This is a genomic window from Verrucomicrobiia bacterium, from assembly GCA_026414565.1.
Taxonomy (GTDB): Bacteria; Verrucomicrobiota; Verrucomicrobiia; order Limisphaerales; family Fontisphaeraceae; genus Fontisphaera.
The window spans coordinates 164,102-183,448 of record JAOAIT010000053.1; the positions used below are offsets into that span (position 1 = coordinate 164,102).

Sequence of the window (19,347 nt, forward strand, 5' to 3'; positions counted from 1 at the left end):
TGATTGTGCTGCCGCAGGGTAAAGTTACATTATCTGCAGGGATGAATCTGATTTTGAGGCTTGCAATGGTATATTATTTTACATGATCCCCAAGCCGCCACCCCCACCGGAAAACAAACCCCGGCCAGAACCATCACTGGTTGTACCCGAGGTATTGCCAGCCGCGGCCGAGTCCACTTCCCAGCCGGCAATCGGCGCTCAATCCCTCCCCCGCTGGCTGAACCGCAAAAAGCTGATCCTGGCTTTCATTATTGCCGCCTTGTCCGATGCCCTTTCGATTGCCTTTCAACTGGTGTTGCCATTGCAATTGGGGCTGGACTTTTTGACGGCGCTGCTGTTGTTCGTGGTCTTGGGATGGCGGTGGCCTTTGCTGGCAGGTTTGCTCATGGAAGCCCTGCCCGGTGTGGCGGTTTTCCCCGCATGGATTTTGGTGGTCGCAGCCATCGCCGCGCTGGGGGAAGTGCGGCCCAGGTTCCGTTGACCCGGCTGGGATGCGGCACAACGCTGGAACGTTCATGCTTCACAGCTTCCCTTGCACTTTCCCAAAAGTGGGGAATAATAACGTGGTGATTTGCATTCGCGAAATAACGAGGCGCAATCTTGCATGGGTCTTCATAGCCGCAACCCTAAGTCTGACGGCATGCAAACCCACCGAAATTCATGTTTATCAGGCCCCCAAAGAGCAAAGTCAGCCGCGCATGCCCGCCGATGACGTCCATGCCCATGGCATGGCCGGCATGGGCAGGCAACGTTCGCTCTCATTCAAACTCCCTGAGGGTTGGAGCGAAAAACCGGCCCAAAGAATGCGCGTGGCGCAAATTGTTGTTCCGGGCAAAGACGGTTTGGAGGCCGAAATATCCATTGTGCCACTGGCGGGGATGACCGCCAGCCGTGAGGATATTTTGAACATCTGGCGGGAACAATTGCGCCTGCCAGCCGTGGACAAGGCCGCTGCCGAGGCGGCCGTGAGCCGGGTCGAAATCAGCAGCGGCCAGGGGGATTTGTATGATTTGGCCAGTGCTGAACCCCTCATCCAGGAAAAATACAAAATGCGGATTCTGGCCGCGGTTTATGAGCAGGATGGCGTCTCCTGGTTCATCAAAATGAGCGGCCCGGATGAAACCGTGAGCCAGGCCCGCAAGGATTTCCTGGCTTTTCTGAAAAGCCTCAACTGGACCGCCGACACTCCGGATACCCCCCCGGCTATAGCCGCCAACTCTCCCGCTGGCTCCTCCGAGACCGCGGCGCTGCCCCAGTGGCAGGTGCCGCCGCACTGGCAGGCCCAAAATCCACCCGGCCCGATGCTGACGGCCAAGTTTACCATTAAAGATGAGCAGGGCCGGCAGGCGGAGGTCACGGTCAGCGCCCTGGCAGGCGACGGTGGCGGCCCCCTGCCCAACGTCAACCGCTGGCGCGGGCAGTTGTTGCTGCCCCCGGTAACCGCCGAGGAATTGCCCAAACTCGGCACGCCGGTGGATGTCAATGGACGCAGCGTTACACTTTATGAAATGGAAGGCACTTGGGCTAAAACCGGTGAACCGGCGCGCATGCTGGTGCTCAGTGTGGCCTCCGGCGGCCAAACCTGGTTCTACAAGCTCACCGGCGACGCCCAACTGGCGGCCCGCGAAAAGGAAGCCTTTCTCTCGTTCGTGCGTTCCGTAAAATATCCCCATGCTCACTAAGATTTTGGACTGGCTCAGCTCAATGCGGCTGACCGTGTGGTGTCTCTGCGCCGCCATGGTGCTGGTTTTCATTGGCACCCTCGCCCAGGTGGAACATGGGCTTTACCGGGCCCAAAAGGAGTACTTTCAGAGCTTCATCGTTTTCTCCTCGCTGACGGTGCACTTCTTCGGCAAGAAGTTCATCCTGCCCGTCATCTTCCCCGGCGGCTACCTGATTGGGGGCGTGCTGGTGCTGAATCTTATTTTTTCCCAATTTCGCGCCGGCAACATCGTGCCGCGTAAAATCGGCCTTTACCTGGTGCATGGCGGATTAATCCTGCTGCTGTTGGGACAACTGGTCACCGACATGTTTCAGCGGGAGACGCACATGCGTCTGGTGGAAGGACAAGCCAGCAATTACTCGGAAAGCGCTTTTTATCACGAGCTGGCCGTTATTGACACCTCCCACCCCCAGCACGACACGGTGGTGGCCATTCCGGAGCAGCTTCTGGCCACCCGCAGTCACATTGCACATCCAGCCCTCCCATTCACCATCCAAGTGCGCAAATTCTTTCCCAACTCACGTCTGGAAAACCGGCCGCCCAACGAAACCAACGAACCGGCCGCCACCCAGGGGTTTGGCCGCACCCTCGTGGTGCGCGAGGTCCCGCTGGCCACGCGCTCAGATGAAAAGAATCTGCCCTCCGCCATTATCGAGCTAAGCGGGGAGGGGGTGCCCAAGGGCACCTGGCTGGTGTCCACCCTGCTGAGCGAGGCCCAGACTTTCACCCACGGAAACAAACAATGGCAGCTCATCTTCCGTCCGGTCCGGGTTTACAAACCCTTCAGCATCGAGCTGATCAAGTTTACCCATGAAAAATACCCTGGCACGGAAATCCCCAAAAACTTCGCCAGCCGCGTCCGCGTGATCAATCATCAAACCGGCGAAAACCGGGAGGTGCTGATTTACATGAATAATCCCCTTCGGTATGGGGGGCAGACATTTTATCAGGGCAGCTACGATCCCAATGATCCCCGCGTAAGCATTTTACAGGTGGTGCGCAACCCCGGCTGGTTGACACCCTACATCGCGTGCCTGCTGGTCGGCATCGGTTTAACCCTGCACTTTATCTTGACCCTGATGAACTTCACCCGCGCCCAAGGCAAAGGAGGCGCCCAATGAAAAAGAACCTTCCCTGGATTCTCTTGAGTCTCGGCGTGCTCTATGTCCTGTCCGGGCTGCGTCCCATGCCCAAGCCCGGCGGCTTCGAGCTGTCCGAGTTTGGACGCCTGCCGGTGCTTTCCAATGGCCGCGTGCAACCGTTGGATTCGGTCGCGCGCAATTCGCTGCTGCAGATACGCACCCGCCAAACCGTATATGTGCCGGGACGCGGCTCCATGCCGGCCACCGAATGGTTGCTGGAGGTGTTCACCCAACCCGATAAGGCCGACGGCCAGAAAATCTTCCGCATTGATAATGGCGAGGTGTTGAGCCTTCTGAAACTCTCGGAAAATGAAAAGTACTTCAGCTTCAATGAACTGGAGCCGCAGTTGGATGAAATTGAACGCCAGGCCGCCCAGATCAATAAAATTGAAAACGCCCAGCGCACGGCTTTCCAGCGGGCCATGTGGCGCTTGTTTAATGCTCTGGCCCTCTACCAGCGGTTGAAATGGAGTGTCATGCCGGAAGGCACCACCAACTATCTGGCGGATTTACAGGAGTTTCAGCAACTGTTGCCGGGGGGGATTGCGGCGTTTCATGCCCGGCGGGAGGGCAAAGAATTTGACCAAAAGGCCCTCGAGCGCCTGATGCAACTGGCCCAGCGCTATGAGCGAATGTCACGCAATGCCTATCCGTTGATCATACCGCCGCTGGACCCGCAGCAAAACCGCGAAGATTGGGCCAATATCGGGGTTAGTTTAATGCGTAGTTTAAGCTCGCAACAACTCCACCCGGCAATCCTGGCGTATGGGCGCATCACCACCGCCTGGCAAAAGGGTGACCCGGCTGAGTTTAACCAGGCCGTGCGCGATTACCGGGAATGGCTCATCAGCCACGACTTGACCAAAGAAGTGCGCAAGGCCCGCTGGGAATTCATGTACCAGGCTTTTCAGGGCTTTTACCACGCCCTGGTGCTTTATGTCGGGGCCTTGCTGCTTTCATTGGGTGGGTTGGTGGCCATGGGCACCCTCCCTTCCTGGTCCGAAACGTTGCGCAAGTCGTCCTATTGGCTCATCGTCCTGGGAGGATCGGTCCATACCCTGTGTCTGGTATATCGCATGGCCCTTGAAGGCCGCCCCCCAGTCACCAATCTCTATTCCTCGGCCATTTTCATTGGGTGGGCGGCCGTTGTCCTGGGGTTGCTGCTGGAAAGATTTTACCGCCTTGGCATTGGCAATTTAGCCGCCTCTTGTACCGGATTTGGTACTTTGATCATCGCGCACAACCTCTCCCTCAGCGGCGACACCATGGAAATGATGCGGGCGGTACTGGACAGTAATTTCTGGCTGGCCACCCATGTCGTCACCATCACGCTGGGGTATTCCGCCATGTTCGTGGCCGGCTTGCTGGCCACGCTTTATGTGTTTCTGCGTTGGACGGGCCGCCTCCAGCAAAGCCTGCCCGGCAGCGTTGGCACTACGCCCATCGGGCAGGCGCTGTCACGCATGGTGTATGGGGTGTTGTGCTTTGCCACCCTGTTCAGTTTTGTCGGCACTGTGCTGGGCGGCATCTGGGCAGACCAATCCTGGGGCCGGTTCTGGGGCTGGGACCCGAAGGAAAACGGCGCCTTGCTCATCGTTTTGTGGTGCGCGGTCTATTTGCACGCCCGGTGGAGCAAATTGTGGAGCGAGCACGCCCTGATGAATGTAGCCATTTTCGGCAATGTGGTGACGGCCTGGTCTTGGTTTGGCGTAAACATGCTGGGCGTGGGGCTGCATTCCTACGGTTTCATGGATAAAGCCTCCCTGGCCCTCTTCGCTTATGCTGCTTTTAACGTGGGACTCATGGTTTGGAATGCCATGATGAAAGACGAGCCGCTCTCTGCTTGCAAACCTGAGATCAATGTTGCCAAAGCATCACCCGCCCCTTCGGACGCCAAAGCGTGAAGCGCCCGGACGGCCTCATATTAGCCAAGGCTCGCGATAAGTCTTGTGGCGCAAACGATTGGCGGTCGCGTCGCCAATGAACTCTTCTTTCTCGGGATCCCATTTCAGGGAGCGGCCCAGTTTCCAAGCCATGATCACAAGCTGGCCCAGGGCGGCGGCGCGATGCCCAATTTCCTCATGCGCGCTGGGCTGGCGGCGATTGCGAATACACTCCAGCCAGTTGGCGTGATGATCATTGGCCCCGGGCTGAACTTGCCGGTTGTGCAAGCCCAGCTCCGCCATTATTTCCGTCGGCCCGCCGTCAATTGGCCCGCCACTGGACATGCTGGTAAGCCACCCCCGCTCCCCCACAAAGATGCCGCCAAACAAACCCGAAAGTTGCGCATCGGCGGGCACGGCATGGTACAGGTCCTTGACCTGCCCGTAGTGCTCCACGTGATGCAAAAGTACTCCGTTGGCATACCGGCAGGTCAAAGTAGGAAAAACGCCATCGGCAGGATGATGAATCTCCACCGGGCCGCTTTCTTCCATGCCCAACGCGTATTGAATGACATCCGCCGCATGGGAATGAAACCAGGTGGAAGAGGCCAGCCCAAAATCCTCGTGAAATGACCACGGCACCACGCCCGGCGGCGGGTTGATGTGATAAAGTGGATGGTAAGGATGCCAGGGCGCCGGGCCAACCCACAAATCCCAGTCCAGACCTGCCGGCACCGGCTCGGCGGGCAAATCCACCGCCACGGGTATCTGCAAACGCCCCAGCTCGTTCCACGCTGCCGCGCGGGCATAAGGCTTGATGCGATCTCCCAAAAAGGCGGCGAGCGGATGCCAGATGGTAAACACAGACTTGATCCGCCCCAGGCCACCCTGGCGCACGAATTGGCAGATTTTGCGAATGACGGGAATGGAGCGGTACTGGGTGCCGGTTTGAAAAACCCGCCCGAAACGGCGAACGGCCTTGACTATTTCGCGCCCTTCCGACAGCGAGAGCGAAACTGGTTTTTCGCAATAAATATCCTTGCCGGCGCGGGCCGCATCCATGGCTTGCAGGGCGTGCCAGTGATCCGGGGTGGCGATCAGCACGGCATCCAGATCGGCTCGTTGTAACAACTCCCGATAATCGTTATAGGCCACACAACCCAGATAGTTCTCCCGCTGACGCGCCTGCGCGTAGATTTCGTTGACTAGCCGGCAGCCTTGCTCGCGCCGCGCCTGGTCCACATCGCAGACCCCCAGGACTTGCGCCTGCCGGTCGTTGGCCATGCGGTTGACATGACCGGCCCCCATCAAGCCGCGTCCAATAATGCCCACCGTAATCCGCTCGGAAGGCGGTCGAAACCCATTCCGGCCCAGGGCCGCGGCGGAGGCCAGTTGCGGAAAAGTCAGCACTCCCACTGCAAGTTGCTGCAGGAAGTGGCGTCGAGAATTGGCGCTTGGTGCACCAGCTAAGGGACGGGAAGGGATCATGCAACAAGAGACAGTACCGCCTGCTCGCAGGCACGCGTTGTTTCCAGTGCCGACGCAGTCAACGAAACGGCAATCATAACCGGTCGGATACCTTGCTCTTTCAGCACAGGCAGGCATTCCCCCGCCTGGCCGGCATGGCCAATCTCAACCGCCAACAGTCGCTCCCGCAAGGCCAGCACAGCCCGGCGAGGGGCAATGCTTCGCGCCACGCCATAGGTGCAGTCCCACCACACACCCACTTCAGCCGGGGTGAGCTGGCATACCTTTTGCGCCTGCATTAGAGGCTGAACCGCATCCGGCCTCACCGCCAGACGTACTTCAGCATCCACCGCACACTTTGCCGCCTTGGAGATGTCCCCCACCCGGGAAGCAGGCACCACCAACAGCTCGCACCCCATGCGCCGGGCGAAGTCGAAAACGGCGCGGCACTGGGCTTCATCTGCAGGCAGCTCCGGCGTTTCGCAGGCCAGCAGGCGCACCCCTGCGGCGTCCAGCTTGAAGCGCAACTGGCGCCGATGCTCACTGCTCAGGTTGGCATCGAACGGCTGTAACAGACCTTCCCCCAACGGTTGCATCATCCCCGCCGTCACACATAGCAAACCCAGACGCTCTGCCGACGCGATGCCCGCCCATACCGTGCGCTCCCGCGCCCCACAGAAACCAAGGCGCCACCCCAGCTTTTCCAGAGCTTTCACAGCGGGCGTCAAACGGGCGCTGGGCGTAACGGGCGCGGGCCAGTCGCCCAGAATAAATTGCGCGGCCGCAAGGTAAAAGGAAAGCAACACCGGCTCCCAGAACACATACGGATTATGGGCTATGGTGCAATAAAAACACCGCCCGCGCCCATACTCGCGCGCCCAGGCCACGGCGTAATCGCGATCGGGGCGTTCCACCTGTCCATACGCCGGCCCTTGAGCCAGTGGCATGCGCTCCAAGTCCATGCTTAACAACACCCGCAGCCGCTTGCGGGAGTAAGGCTCATGCACGCGAAAATACTCATCGCGATACTCAAAATGAGTGCCTGGGAAAGCCTGCACCAAAGGATGGCCCGGCTCCTCAATCTTCATTACCACTGGCTCGGTGCTCTCCCGATGGTTGGCCCCGCGGGCGCCAATCATCAAACCAAATTCCGGCCAGTCCTCAATGGCGCCGGGCCATTGGGTAAAGGCCACGGTGGCCCCGTGCACTCCCATCAAGCCGCCGCCGCTAAATACAAACTCCGCCAGATTCTCCCGGAGGGTGGCATCCGTGAACAAGTTGCCCACGTTATTGTTAAAAAACACACCATCCACAGTGGCCAGATGATCGCGGCGGAACAGCTCCGGGTCACTGCCGGCCACCACCGAAAACGCGCCGGTCTTTTCGCCCATCAACCGAAATGCCGTGGTCGCGGTGGAAATGGAACGATGACCGCCATAATTGACATTCCGCTCAAAGATCAGCAGCCGGCGCGGCTTGCGAGGCTTGGCCCAAGCCTTGTGCGGAAGGGCCGCAGCAATCCGGTCCAGCTCCGCCTGAGGGAGCCCCGATTCCGCCGCCATTCCCCTACACCACGACACCGCCGCCAGCGCGCCGAGCGCGCCGAGAAAAGACCGGCGGGATGTAGGGCTGGCCCTGCCCGCATGCGCAAAATGATTCATGGCTTATGCCTGAATCCTGCCCCTCCGCCTCGCCTTCCGTCGAGTGCAAAATCATGACATGGGGGTAATCCATCACCCATTATGGTGTAAATGCCGATGACAGTAGAAGCCTACGAAAGAGGGATGTTCGGACAGGATAAGGATGGAGGCTGTGCGTTTTCTGGACCCGGCAAAGGCTCTATGCGCCCTGAAACAGTCTCCATTGGAGAGGCCGCCGTAGCCCCAGGTAAAGTTTATGCCACAGCTTCATTTGGTAAACGAAATGGGTTCAGTGCGGAAGTTACCTCAACCGCTCGCAACCACCAAGCCGACGTGGATGGAGTAATTAGTGTTGGTAATGAAATGCGAGCTTGAGGCGATTATCATGCATGATCATGGCGGGCACATTTATGAAGAGTACTCGATAATCAATTTCCTTTTTTGCGCTGTTTAGGCTGGCCTGTAGAGATTGAGAATTCCCCGCGGCTCATACGAAGGAGCAGGGGAGCGCGATGGCGCGTTTCAGGCGCCGGAGGTATTCGTCGCGGCTGATTTCGATTGCTCCCAGGCGGGCGGTGATGGGGGTCACCATTTGAATGTCAAACAGCATGAATTGCCGTTGCCGTAATCGTTCCACTAGATGATAGAGCGCCACCTTGGAGGCGTTGGGCACCCGATGAAACATGGATTCCCCGGCGAAAAATCCGCCGATCGCCACACCGTAGATGCCCCCGGCCAGCTCGCCGTTGAACCAACATTCCAGGCTGTGCGCATGGCCCGCCTCGTGCAGGCGCGTGTAGGCCTCGATAAATTCTTCCGTAATCCATCGCCCCGGTTCGTGGGGGCGGGCACAGCCTTCGATGACCTGGCGAAAAGCCTGATTGAGGGTGATGGTGAAGCGGCCCTGACGAATGATTTTAGCCAGACTGCGCGGCACGTAAAACTGGTGCAGTTCAAAGATGGCGCGCGGATCCGGGGACCACCAGGTGATGGGGTCAGCAGTCCAGGGGAAAATGCCGCTGCGATAGGCCAGGAGCAAGCGGGGGATGGAAAAATCGCCGCCAATGGCCACCAAACCGTCCAGCGTGCCGCGCAAGGCCCGCCGGGGGTCGGGAAACCACAGGCGCTCGTCCAGTTGAACCAGAGCCGAACGCATCCCGTTGCTTACTAATATCCGAGATTCTCCAACAACTCAATGATGTGCCATTCGAGGGAGCCGGCGATTTCCATGGCCCAGTATTTGTCCAAATGCCCTGGATTGCGCTTGAGGAGCACTTCAGGATTCATACTTTCAGGGCAGCCCAGCGCATGCCACAGGCCCACCCGCACATCGTTCAACACCTGCAGCAGGCGCTCGACTTCATGCCCTTTCAAGCGGAGATGATAGCCCCGGCCCACCCGTTTAAGGTGTTTTCCTTCCTGCATGAAGGTTTGCTTGAAACGCTGGTTTTCGGCCTTCTGTTCTGCCAATGCCTGCCGCAGCAATTCTTGGGCAGCTTCGACGATTCGGGGGTCCTGGGAATGGGTCAGAGATTGATAATCTTCTTTGAGGACTGGGTACTGGTCCACGACCATCAGCAACGCCTCCCGTTCGTCAGGATTCAGCCAGAATACCACCTCATCGTCACTCTTCTGCACCAGTTTCATGGCTCCACCTTAATGTGCCGCAAAAGCACCCGGGCGACAACTCTGAGTGCCGAAGGCGGGCGGGAAGCAGCAGGCTGACGTCCTCAATCATTTTTCGGCCTGAGCTGCGGGAAAAGGATGACATCGCGAATGCTTTCCTGGCCCAGCAGCATCATGCAGAGGCGATCAATGCCCATGCCCATGCCGCCGGCGGGCGGCATGCCATGCTCCAGCGCCACCAGAAAGTCCTCATCCAGCTTCTGTTTTTCCCCGCCGGCCTGGTGTTCCAGCCGCTCGCGTTGTTCAAGGGGGTCATTTTGCTCAGTATATGCCGGAGCAATTTCCTGACCGTTGATGCATAATTCAAAAACCTCTACGCAGTCCGGTTCTTCGGTAGACAACTTGGCCAGCGGCACCAGCTCTTTGAGGAGGTGGGTGACAAAGGTTGGCTGGATGAGGGTTGGCTCGATCAATTTTTCAAATACTGCTCCGGTGACTTCAAAGTCCTCGTATTCGGGAGTGATTTCGGCGCCCAGGGCCTGGGCGCGCGTCCGCCGTTCTGCCGGCGTAAGAGTGAACCAGTCCACACCGGCTTTTTCACAAATCAAGTCCTTATATTTGACCCGGCGCCACGGGGGGGTCAGGTCTATGGTGCGGATGACCTGCCCGTCGGCGTTTTTGTGCTCAATCACCAGCGTGCCGAGCACCTTTTGGGCGACGTGGCAAATCATGGACTGGGTCAGTTCCATCATGCTTTCATAATCGCCATACGCCTGATAGGCCTCGAGCATGGTGAACTCCGGATTGTGGCGGCGGGACAGGCCCTCGTTGCGAAAATTGCGGCCCAGTTCAAACACCCGGTCCATACCTCCCACCAACAGCCGCTTGAGATATAATTCGAGGGCAATGCGCAGGTAGAAATTGCAGCCCAGCGCGTTGTGGTAGGTTACAAAAGGTTGGGCTGCCGCCCCGCCCGGGATGCTCTGCATCATGGGTGTTTCCACCTCCACAAAGCCGCGGCTGTGCAAGAATTCGCGAATTTCGCGCACGATGGCGCTGCGCTTGAGAAAGACTTCGCGCACCTCATCACTGGCCATCAAATCCAGGTAGCGTTGGCGGTAGCGAATTTCTGTATCGGCCAGCCCATGCCACTTGGCCGGCGGGGGGCGAAGGGCCTTGGCCAGAATGGTGAACGATTCCAGTTTAACGGTCATTTCGCCTGTGCGGGTGGTGAAGAGGGTCCCTTTAACGCCGATGAAATCGCCGAGGTCCAGATGTTTGAAAATGTCGAAGCCCTCCTCGCCCAGCACATTTTTCTGGGCGTACACCTGTAGGCGGCCGGTGGTGTCCTTGATGTCCACGAACATGGACTTGCCCATGTCCCGGTGGGCCGTAATGCGGCCGGCCAGGGCCACCGGCCGGCCCTCGGCATAGCGGGTGCGCGCCTCGCCGATGGTTTCCGAAGGCGTGAACTTGTTCGCAAAGGGGTTGATGCCCCTGGCCCGCAGCGCCGCCAGTTTGGCCTTCCGCTGTTCGATCAAAGCATTGGTCTCTTCCATAAAAGCCCGGTGCCACTAAACACGATATCCTCCATCCTGTTCAAGGATTTTGGCAATCCGGCCTCTGCACCGCACGCCACAGACGAGCAAATCCAGTTGACGTTGAGGCGGCTCTTCCGCAACCTTTCGCCGAAAAACAAGTCATAATTATGAGTGATCCGGTACAAGCGCTGAAGGACTTGAAACCAACCAAAGCCTACTTCATCGGGATTGATTCAGATGGCTGTGTGTTTGACACGATGGAAGTGAAGCACAAGGAATGTTTCACCCCGATGTTTGTCAAACACTTCAACCTGCAGCCGGTGAGCAAGTACGCGCGTGAGACCTGGGATTTTGTGAACCTGTATTCCAAAACTCGCGGGGTAAACCGCTTCCCGGCATTGTCCCGTGCGCTCAAATTGCTGCGGGAGCGTCCGGAGGTGCAGGCGCGGGGAGTCAAGATTCCTGATACCCAGGCGCTGGACGAGTGGATAGCGCGGGAGACCAAGCTGGGCAATGCCACCCTGAAAAAAGAGGTGGAGGGCGGCAACGTTGCCCTGAAACAGGTTTACGAGTGGTCGGTGGCGGTCAACAAGTTCATCGAAGAAATGGTTTATGGCGTGCCGCCGTTTCCGCTGTTCCGCGAGAGCTTGTTGCGCATGGTGGAAAAGGCGGATGTCATAGTCGTCTCCCAAACGCCCACCGAGGCCCTCGTGCGGGAATGGCAGGAGCACCATATCGCCCAATATGTGCGCGTGATTTGCGGACAGGAAATGGGCACCAAGACCGAGCACATCAAATATGCCGCGGGCGGGAAGTACCCGCCGGAAAAAATGTTGATGATTGGAGACGCCCCCGGTGATTTCAAGGCGGCCAAGGCCAACGGCGCGTTATTTTATCCCATCAATCCCGGCAATGAGGAGGCGTCGTGGAAGCGTTTTTACGAGGAGGCGTTGGATCGCTTCTTTAATGGCACCTACGCGGGGGAGTACGAACAAAAATTAATTGCCGAATTTGATCGCTGCCTGCCGGAGCATCCGGCCTGGGAACGCAAAGTCTGAGCGGCTTCAGGGCGCTTTGTCTTGCAGACGGCGGGCCACTTCGTCCGCCGTGGCCCGGGCCCAGGCATCCGCGGCGAGGATGGTATCCAGATCAGGGTGGGCACACACCGTGTGCGCCTCCATGGTGCGGGCCACCGTTTCGGTGATTTGCGGAAAATTGATGCGCCGCTCGCAAAAGGCGCTTACGGCGACTTCATTGGCGGCATTGAGGACGGCCGGGAGGGTGCCGCCAATTTCGCCGGCCTGGCGGGCCAGGCGCAGGGCGGGGAAGCGGTCCAAATCCGGCTCCTCAAAGGTCAGGGTGCCAATTTTCGGGAAATCGGTTTGCACGCGCTGACTGGGAAGACGCACGGGATAGGTGAGGGCATACTGGATGGGCAGGCACATGTCGGGGGTGGAAAGCTGGGCGAGAATGGACCCATCCACAAATTCCACCATCGAATGAATGACGCTCTGCGGATGCACCAACACGCCGACGCGCTCCATGGGGATGTCGAAGAGCCAGCGGGCCTCAATCATTTCCAGACCTTTATTGAACAAGGTGGCGGAATCAATGGTGATTTTGCGGCCCATGACCCAGGAGGGATGTTGCAGGGCGCGCTCGACGGTGATGGCTGGAAATTCACTGGCGGGTGTATTACGGAAAGGCCCGCCGGAAGCTGTCAACCACAGGCGGCGCACGGATTCCGGTGGCTTGCCGTCCAAACATTGAAAAATGGCCGAGTGTTCACTGTCCACCGCCAGCACTCGCACGCCGTGCCGGCGCGCCTCGGCCATGACAGTTTCGCCTGCCATGACCAGAATTTCCTTGGAGGCAATGGCAATATCCTTGCCTGCCCGGATGGCGGCCAGGGCCGGCTGCAAGCCGGCGGTGCCGACGATGGCGATGAGCACAATGTCGGCCTCGGGCAGCGTGGCCAGTTTGACCAGCCCTTCCACCCCCGCGTGCACCGGCATGGGAAGGGTGGCACGCAGCGAGGCGGCCTTGGCGGGGTCCGCCACTGAAACTGCCAATGGCTGGTAACGGCGGGCCTGCTCGGCCAGCAATTGAATATTGTTGCCGGCGGCCAGCGCGACAATGCGCAAGTGCTCCGGCAAATCGTCCGCCACCTTCAAGGTGCTGGTGCCAATGCTGCCCGTGCTTCCCAGTAAGACCACCCGTTTCATGTGAATTACCACCTACACTTCCCCTAATCGCATCACGTAACGCAGATAGATATACATCAGCGGCGCATTAAACAGCAAACTATCCAGTAAATCCAAAATCCCGCCAATTCCGGGAAACAATCGGCCGGAGTCTTTCAAGCCTGCTTCGCGCTTAAACAGGGATTCGATCAAATCCCCCACCACGGCCGCCGCTCCCAGCAGCAGTCCCAGGGCCAGGGCATGGGCCACCGTCATGCCCGCCAGCGTCTGGGGGGCCGCCAGCACCCACCCCAGGCTGGCCAGCAGACTGAAGAGCAAGGCTCCAGCCAGTCCTTCCCACGTTTTGCCGGGACTGATGCGGGGGATCATCTTGTGCCGGCCCATCAGGGAGCCGACGCTGTAGGCGCCAATATCGCTGAACTTGGTCACCACGATGAAATACAGCACATAGTAGCGGCCATCCACCGCGGGGAAGAAAATGATTTTTTGGATGAAGTTCAACAACCAGGGCACATACATCAAACTCAGCAAGGTGATGGCGATGGCGGTAAGTCCATGGGGATTGTCTCTGGCGGTGAGCTGCCGCAAGCACAGGCCGAGAACAAAAAGGATCAGGAATCCCACCTCAAAATCGTTCACCTCGCTGGGGGGGTGACGAAATGGCAGATATTTCTCGGCCTGAAAAAAAATAAAAGTCCCGCCAATCAGTAAAAGACCGCCCACAATGCCCCAGCCGCGAAAGCAGGCCAGTGAGCGGCGTTCGGCCATGCCAAAAAACTCCAACTGGCCGGTAACGGCCAGCAATGAAAGCAACAGCAAAACCACCGCGTCCGAAAGCCAGGGTAGGCCTGAAAACAACGCGGCAATGATGGTGCTCCACAACACCACAGAGCTGCCCAATCTGCGTAAAAATATGGCCCGTTTAGAGAGGCCCGGCGTGGCTGTTATTGCGTCTGCCATGCGGCGGGCATTATCGTTTCCCCGTCAATAGTGTCGAGTGTGGAATCCGGTGGGGCTGAACGGCTGCAGCCTCCAATGTCACGCTGAATTACCTCCCGGAAAGGGAGAACCATCGCAGCCGTACCGACCCCTCGGAACGGGCGGCCACCACCATGCCTGGCGTCACCTCGTACAACGCCGGCCATGTATATCGGAAAGTAACGGGCCAGGCGTCATGTGGGAGCGGCCTCCAGCTCCGGCCGTCATCGTCACTGAGGGCCAAAGTGTTCTGACAGGAGGTCAACAGCAGACGGCCATCGCGCAAAGTTATCACGTAAGGCGCGGCTTCGTGGCCTTCAATGGGAGTGCCCAGGCCCGCCGGCCAGTGCTCGCCGTCGGTCGAGATTTTATAGTGCACCAAACCCCGCCGCATGCCGACCACTTCATAGACCAGAAAAAATCGTCCATCGCGTAGCCGCGTCACCACTCCCATGCCGGGACGAAGCTTGCCTCCGCCTGGTTCTTCCACAATGACTTTTTCCTCGCCCCAAGTGTGGCCTCCATCGGCGGAGGTTTTCTGGGCAAGAACCTGGCTGTAGCCGGCGTGTTTTTCCGAGGAATAGATCACGCTCACGCGCCCGTCCGGGAGTTGTAGTAAAAACGGTTCCCACAGGCCCCTTTTTTGAGCGGCCGTTGCACCATCAATGGAATCAATGTTGCTAATTTTACGCCAAAGGCGGCCTTTGTTGGTGCTGGCGTACACGGGCAGATGATACGATTGGCCGTCCACCAGGGAGCGGCCGGTCAAGAGAAGGGTTCCGTGCTCGAGCCGCAACAAATGGCCATTGTCAAACTTGCGTCCTGGCTCGCGCAGTTCAGTCAGGGACTTCCACTGGCGGCAGTCATCCTCGCTCAGCAGCAGTTCCAGGCGGCTGGGCTCGTTGGAAGAAAAGCGCGTAACGACCATCAACCAACGTGCATCCTCCAGGTGCTGCAAGCGTGCCCAAGCGCCTCGTCCAAGGTCCACCGGCGGCGGCACGGCAGCGGGGATAGGGTTGGTAACCATGAACAGGAAGGCAACGAATGGCAGCAAAATCCGAACCATGAAAGGAGGGTAAGGTTCTCAGGGAACCAAGTCCAGCTTCACCACAACGGAGGCGCGATTTACCAGCCTGTCCTAATTCACATTGCAAAGGTTGAGCTTCTTGCCAATAAAGCTTGGCAACTGGGGTGGTAATATATATTGTGCCGCGCAATCAGCCTCGCCTTCGCGATGAACATGCATGCCCCGGCGGCCAGGACGGGTGACGAGCCGCCGGAGGGGGTGGTTTTTAGGGATTATGTCTGAAATGCGTTTTGCCGTCATGGGCACGGGTTTTTGGGCGCGGTATCAGTTGGCCGCGTGGTATGAGCTGCCCGGAGTCAAATGCGTGGCGCTCTACAATCGTACGGTGGCCAAAGCTGAGGCTCTGGCCCGGGAGTTCGGGATTCCTGCGGTTTATGGAGACGTCGAATCTTTGCTCCGTCACGAGGAAGTGGACTTTGTGGACATCATCACCGATGTTTCCACGCATCGGGCGCTGGTGGAACTGGCGGCGCGTTACCGGCGGCCGGTCATTTGTCAAAAGCCCATGGCTCCCACCATGGCGGACGCGGAGGCCATGGTGCGGGCGTGCGCGGCCGCGGGCGTGCCCTTTTTTGTGCACGAGAACTGGCGCTGGCAGACGCCGCTGCGGGCTTTGAAAAAAGTGCTGGATAGTGGCGTGGTGGGCCGCATTTTTCGGGCGCGGGTGACTTACTGCAACAGCTTTCCCGTGTTTGACAACCAGCCCTTTCTCAAGGAGGTGGAGCAATTCATCCTCATGGATATTGGCACCCATATCCTCGATACCACCCGCATGCTGCTGGGCGAGGCGAAACACTTGTATTGCCGGACCACGCGAGTTCGGGCCGACATTCGTGGCGAGGACGTGGCCACGGTGATGATGGAGATGGCCTCGGGCGCCACCGTGGTTTGTGAGATGAGCTATGCCAGCCGGTTGGAGCACGAGCGTTTCCCCGAGACATACGTCTTCGTCGAGGGCAGTCAAGGCTCGGTGGAATTGGGGCCGGATTACTGGGTTCGGGTCACCACTGCCAACGGCACCTTGGCGCAACGGCACCCACCGCCCTTTTACCGCTGGGCGGATGCGCGTTATGCCGTGGCCCAAACGGCAGGCGTGGCCTGCAACGCCAACCTGCTGCAGGCATTGCGTGGCGCAGGACCGGCGGAAACCACTGGGGAGGATAATCTAAAGACCTTGCGCCTGGTTTTTGCGGCGTATGAGTCAGCGCGCACCGGGCGGGTGATCAGCCTGCCGGTTGGCGGTTGAAGTAACATAGAAGTGAAACAACACATGATCACCATCACTCTTATAGGGGCGGGCGGTAAAATGGGCTGCCGCATCACGGACCACCTGAAAGATCATCCCGGCTATACGCTGCGCTATGTCGAGTGCAGTGAGCGCGGGGTGGCCCAACTGGCCACGCGGGGGGTGACCCCCACCCCCATGGAGCAGGCCGTGCCCGGCGCCGATGCGGTCATCCTTGCCGTGCCGGACAAGCTGCTTGGCAAGGTCTCCCATCAAGCGGCCCCGTTGATGAAGAGCGGGGCGATGCTCATCACCCTGGATCCCGCCGCCGCCCATGCCGGCGAGCTGCCCGCCCGCGAGGACATCAGCATTTTTGTTACCCACCCCTGTCATCCCAGTGTGTTTGAATATGAGGAAGATCCCGAGGCGCGCGCTGATTTTTTCGGCGGCGTCAAAGCGCGCATGCCCATTGTTTGCGCTTTGATGCGTGGGCCGGAGGCGCATTACGCGCTGGGCGAACAAATGGCGCGGGATTTTTTTGCGCCGGTCACCCGGGCGCATCGCATCACGGTGGAACAGATGGCCTTGTTGGAACCCGCCATGGCGGAGACCGTGGGCATTGCGCTGATCATGGCTCTGCGGGAGGCCTTGGAGGAAGTTGTGCGCCGCGGGGTGCCGCGCCCCGCGGCCGAGGATTTTCTCTACGGCCACATCAAGGTGCCGTTGGGCATTGCCTTCAACCGGGTGGATTTTCCGTTTTCTGACGGCGCCAAGCTTATCGCCGAGTATGGCCAGCAGCGGATTTTTCAACCGGATTGGAAGAAGGTATTTGAACCGGAGGATGTGCGCGCCCAGGTGCGCGCCATCGTGGAGGGACAGTTTAAGCCGCAAGACTAAACGCGGTAGGCGTCATGAAATTGGGCATCGGCAGCTACACCTATCCTTATTCTGCCGGTCTGGGTTGGAGACCCGGAGTGCGGCGGTTGACCATCTTTGAATTGCTGGAACGTGCCCGCCAATTGGGCGTGCGAGTAGTGCAATACTGTGACAACCTGCCGCTCACCCGGTTGTCCGACGAGGAATTGGGGCAATTTGAACAGGCGTTGCAACAAACCGGCTTGCAGGTGGAGCTGGGCACGCGCGGTCTTCAGGACACGGCTGAGTTGCTGCGTCACCTGCGGTTGGCGCAAAGATTCGGCGCATCTTTTGTGCGGCTGGTGGTGGACGCCGCCGGTTTTGAACCGTCGCCTGAGGAGTGTGTTGAGCGGTTACGGGCGGTGTTGCCGGAATTCAGGGAGGCAGGAGTCAAACTGGCGCTGGAAAACCATGACCGTTTCACCAGCCGCACCCTGGTGCGGATCATTGAACAAACAGACCCCGCGTGGGTGGGCATCTGCCTGGACACGGTCAATTCCTTTGGGTCTTTGGAGGGTCCGGAAGTGGTGGTGCCCGCACTCGCCCCTTACACGCTGAATCTCCACTTAAAGGACTTCACCATCGCCCGCGTTCCCAATCAACTGGGTTTTGTGGTGCAGGGATGTCCCCTGGGGCGGGGACGGCTGCAGGTGCCGTGGGTTCTTGAGGTGCTGCGCCGGTCGGGGCGGGATGTCAACGCCATCATAGAATTGTGGACATGCGTGCCGGATACCAACACTGACCCCTGGGCGTTGGAGCAGGAATGGGCGGAGCAAAGTGTGCGCCATGCGCGGCAATGGATTGACCTCTGAAACGGAAGTCCGGCATGATACCGGGCACAAATCACCATAATGCCATGAATCGCCAAAGCACGAGTTGGACAACCCTGGTGGATACAGTCACAAAACCTTGGCGTAACATTTCGCGTTGGACTGGGGCTGCCCTGGCCGGGCTGTTCTTGCTTACCGGCGGCTGCCAAAAGTCTGATCCGCCAACTACCGCCGGCAAGCCATCACTGACCATCGGCGTTTCTTTTGAGACCCTGCAAACGGAGTTCTGGGTGGCGGCTTTGGAGGCGTTCAAGGCGGAGTGCGGGCGGCGCAATTATAAAATGATTCAGGCGATTGCGGACGGCGATGCCAACCGGCAAATCGAGCAGGTCCGCAATTTCATCACTCGCAAGGTGGATGGCATCGTCATGGTGCCCAAGGATGCCAAGGCCTGTTTGCCCATCATCAAAGCGGCCAACGCCGCGAACATACCTATTGTGTTGTTTAACCGTCCTCCGGAGAAGAGCGATGCCCGATCGGTGGCGGTGGTGGCCGACAATTTTGCGCTCACCCGCGAGACCGTGCGCTACATGATCGGCGAGGCCCGCAAAACCGGACGCAAACACAAGGCCATGGTTCTGATTGGGGATTTGGGCGACATCAACGCCATTGGGCGCCGGGATGGCTTCGATGAGGCGGTCAAAGAGGCCCCGGAGGTCATCGAGGTGGTGGCCCGCGTGCCCACCGAATGGAATCAGGAAAAGGCACAGGCGGGCGTGGTCAACGCGTTTCAAGCCAATCCGGACATTTCCTTCATCTTCACCTCGTCGGATTTTTTGCTGCCCAGCATTGTGTCCGCGTTGAAGGCCACGGGACGCTACAAAAAAATCGGCGAACCGGGCCACGTGATTCTGGGCGGCTTCGATGGCGACGCGACGGCGTACCAGATGCTGGCAGAGGGTTACATGGACGCCACGGGGGTGCAGGACGTGTACTTCGAGGTCAACGCTTCGCTTCAGGCCATTGAAGATTTGCGGGCCGGCAAGGTAGTGCCCGAGATTCTCAAGGACCCGGGGTTTGTGATTCATCAGGGCAACCTTAAGGAGAAGGCCCCGCGCATGTGGGGCGCCAACGTTAAGCGTTGAG

Annotated in this window: 17 protein-coding genes; 9 read left to right on the plus strand and 8 right to left on the minus strand. The window is 58.9% G+C overall.

Translation table 11 applies throughout. The features are described from left to right. Positions 1–82 precede the first annotated feature (82 nt). The 4 genes from N3J91_12540 (at position 83) to ccsA (ending at position 4,769) form a co-directional block, all read left to right on the plus strand. On the plus strand, positions 83–481 hold the full coding sequence (locus tag N3J91_12540) for a hypothetical protein (GenBank protein ID MCX8157252.1): 399 nt from the start codon (positions 83–85) through the stop codon (positions 479–481). 217 nt (positions 482–698) lie between these two features. Next, on the plus strand, positions 699–1,682 hold the full coding sequence (locus N3J91_12545; protein MCX8157253.1) for a hypothetical protein: 984 nt from the start codon (positions 699–701) through the stop codon (positions 1,680–1,682). Beyond that, on the plus strand, positions 1,672–2,844 hold the full coding sequence (locus tag N3J91_12550; protein ID MCX8157254.1) for a cytochrome c biogenesis protein ResB: 1,173 nt from the start codon (positions 1,672–1,674) through the stop codon (positions 2,842–2,844). Before N3J91_12545 ends, N3J91_12550 begins: the two co-directional genes overlap by 11 nt. Next, positions 2,841–4,769, plus strand: coding sequence for a cytochrome c biogenesis protein CcsA (gene ccsA / locus N3J91_12555; protein ID MCX8157255.1), 1,929 nt, complete (start codon positions 2,841–2,843; stop codon positions 4,767–4,769). Before N3J91_12550 ends, ccsA begins: the two co-directional genes overlap by 4 nt. Before the next feature lie 15 nt (positions 4,770–4,784). Here ccsA and N3J91_12560 read toward each other — a convergent pair whose 3' ends face one another. The 5 genes from N3J91_12560 to lysS all read right to left on the minus strand — a co-directional run bounded on the left by N3J91_12560 (position 4,785) and on the right by lysS (position 11,040). Next, complete coding sequence (locus N3J91_12560) at positions 4,785–6,158, minus strand: Gfo/Idh/MocA family oxidoreductase (protein MCX8157256.1); 1,374 nt, start codon at positions 6,156–6,158, stop codon at positions 4,785–4,787. 74 nt (positions 6,159–6,232) lie between these two features. Beyond that, positions 6,233–7,777 (minus strand): ThuA domain-containing protein, encoded by a 1,545-nt coding sequence (locus N3J91_12565; GenBank protein MCX8157257.1) that lies wholly within the window; start codon positions 7,775–7,777, stop codon positions 6,233–6,235. A 565-nt stretch (positions 7,778–8,342) separates the two neighbouring features. Further along, positions 8,343–9,011, minus strand: a complete 669-nt coding sequence (gene aat, locus N3J91_12570; GenBank protein ID MCX8157258.1) for a leucyl/phenylalanyl-tRNA--protein transferase — start codon at positions 9,009–9,011, stop codon at positions 8,343–8,345. 11 nt (positions 9,012–9,022) lie between these two features. Then, positions 9,023–9,502, minus strand: a complete 480-nt coding sequence (locus N3J91_12575) for a hypothetical protein (protein ID MCX8157259.1) — start codon at positions 9,500–9,502, stop codon at positions 9,023–9,025. A gap of 83 nt (positions 9,503–9,585) precedes the next feature. Continuing rightward, a complete protein-coding gene (gene lysS / locus N3J91_12580; protein ID MCX8157260.1) occupies positions 9,586–11,040 on the minus strand; it encodes a lysine--tRNA ligase in 1,455 nt (484 codons plus the stop codon). A 149-nt stretch (positions 11,041–11,189) separates the two neighbouring features. Between lysS and N3J91_12585 the strand changes: the two genes are divergently transcribed. Next, positions 11,190–12,080, plus strand: a complete 891-nt coding sequence (locus tag N3J91_12585; protein ID MCX8157261.1) for an HAD family hydrolase — start codon at positions 11,190–11,192, stop codon at positions 12,078–12,080. Between the two features lie 6 nt (positions 12,081–12,086). Here N3J91_12585 and N3J91_12590 read toward each other — a convergent pair whose 3' ends face one another. The 3 genes from N3J91_12590 to N3J91_12600 all read right to left on the minus strand — a co-directional run bounded on the left by N3J91_12590 (position 12,087) and on the right by N3J91_12600 (position 15,270). After that, positions 12,087–13,247: a 1-deoxy-D-xylulose-5-phosphate reductoisomerase gene (locus tag N3J91_12590; GenBank protein MCX8157262.1), complete on the minus strand. Its 1,161-nt coding sequence runs from the start codon at positions 13,245–13,247 to the stop codon at positions 12,087–12,089. A gap of 12 nt (positions 13,248–13,259) precedes the next feature. Next, the gene (locus tag N3J91_12595) at positions 13,260–14,126 is read right to left on the minus strand and encodes a phosphatidate cytidylyltransferase (protein MCX8157263.1); all 867 of its coding nucleotides are present in this window, start codon (positions 14,124–14,126) and stop codon (positions 13,260–13,262) included. A gap of 148 nt (positions 14,127–14,274) precedes the next feature. Then, positions 14,275–15,270, minus strand: a complete 996-nt coding sequence (locus tag N3J91_12600) for a glycoside hydrolase (protein ID MCX8157264.1) — start codon at positions 15,268–15,270, stop codon at positions 14,275–14,277. Positions 15,271–15,505: 235 nt separating this feature from the next. Here N3J91_12600 and N3J91_12605 point away from each other — a divergent pair, with 235 nt between their 5' ends. Genes N3J91_12605 through N3J91_12620 form a run of 4 tightly spaced genes read left to right on the plus strand, consistent with a single transcriptional unit; the run spans position 15,506 to position 19,346 of the window. Further along, on the plus strand, positions 15,506–16,537 hold the full coding sequence (locus tag N3J91_12605) for a Gfo/Idh/MocA family oxidoreductase (protein ID MCX8157265.1): 1,032 nt from the start codon (positions 15,506–15,508) through the stop codon (positions 16,535–16,537). Between the two features lie 24 nt (positions 16,538–16,561). After that, positions 16,562–17,413, plus strand: coding sequence for an NAD(P)-binding domain-containing protein (locus N3J91_12610; GenBank protein MCX8157266.1), 852 nt, complete (start codon positions 16,562–16,564; stop codon positions 17,411–17,413). Between the two features lie 14 nt (positions 17,414–17,427). Beyond that, a complete protein-coding gene (locus N3J91_12615; protein MCX8157267.1) occupies positions 17,428–18,243 on the plus strand; it encodes a sugar phosphate isomerase/epimerase in 816 nt (271 codons plus the stop codon). A gap of 44 nt (positions 18,244–18,287) precedes the next feature. Next, a complete protein-coding gene (locus N3J91_12620; GenBank protein MCX8157268.1) occupies positions 18,288–19,346 on the plus strand; it encodes a sugar ABC transporter substrate-binding protein in 1,059 nt (352 codons plus the stop codon). The last annotated feature ends 1 nt before the right edge of the window (position 19,347 follow it).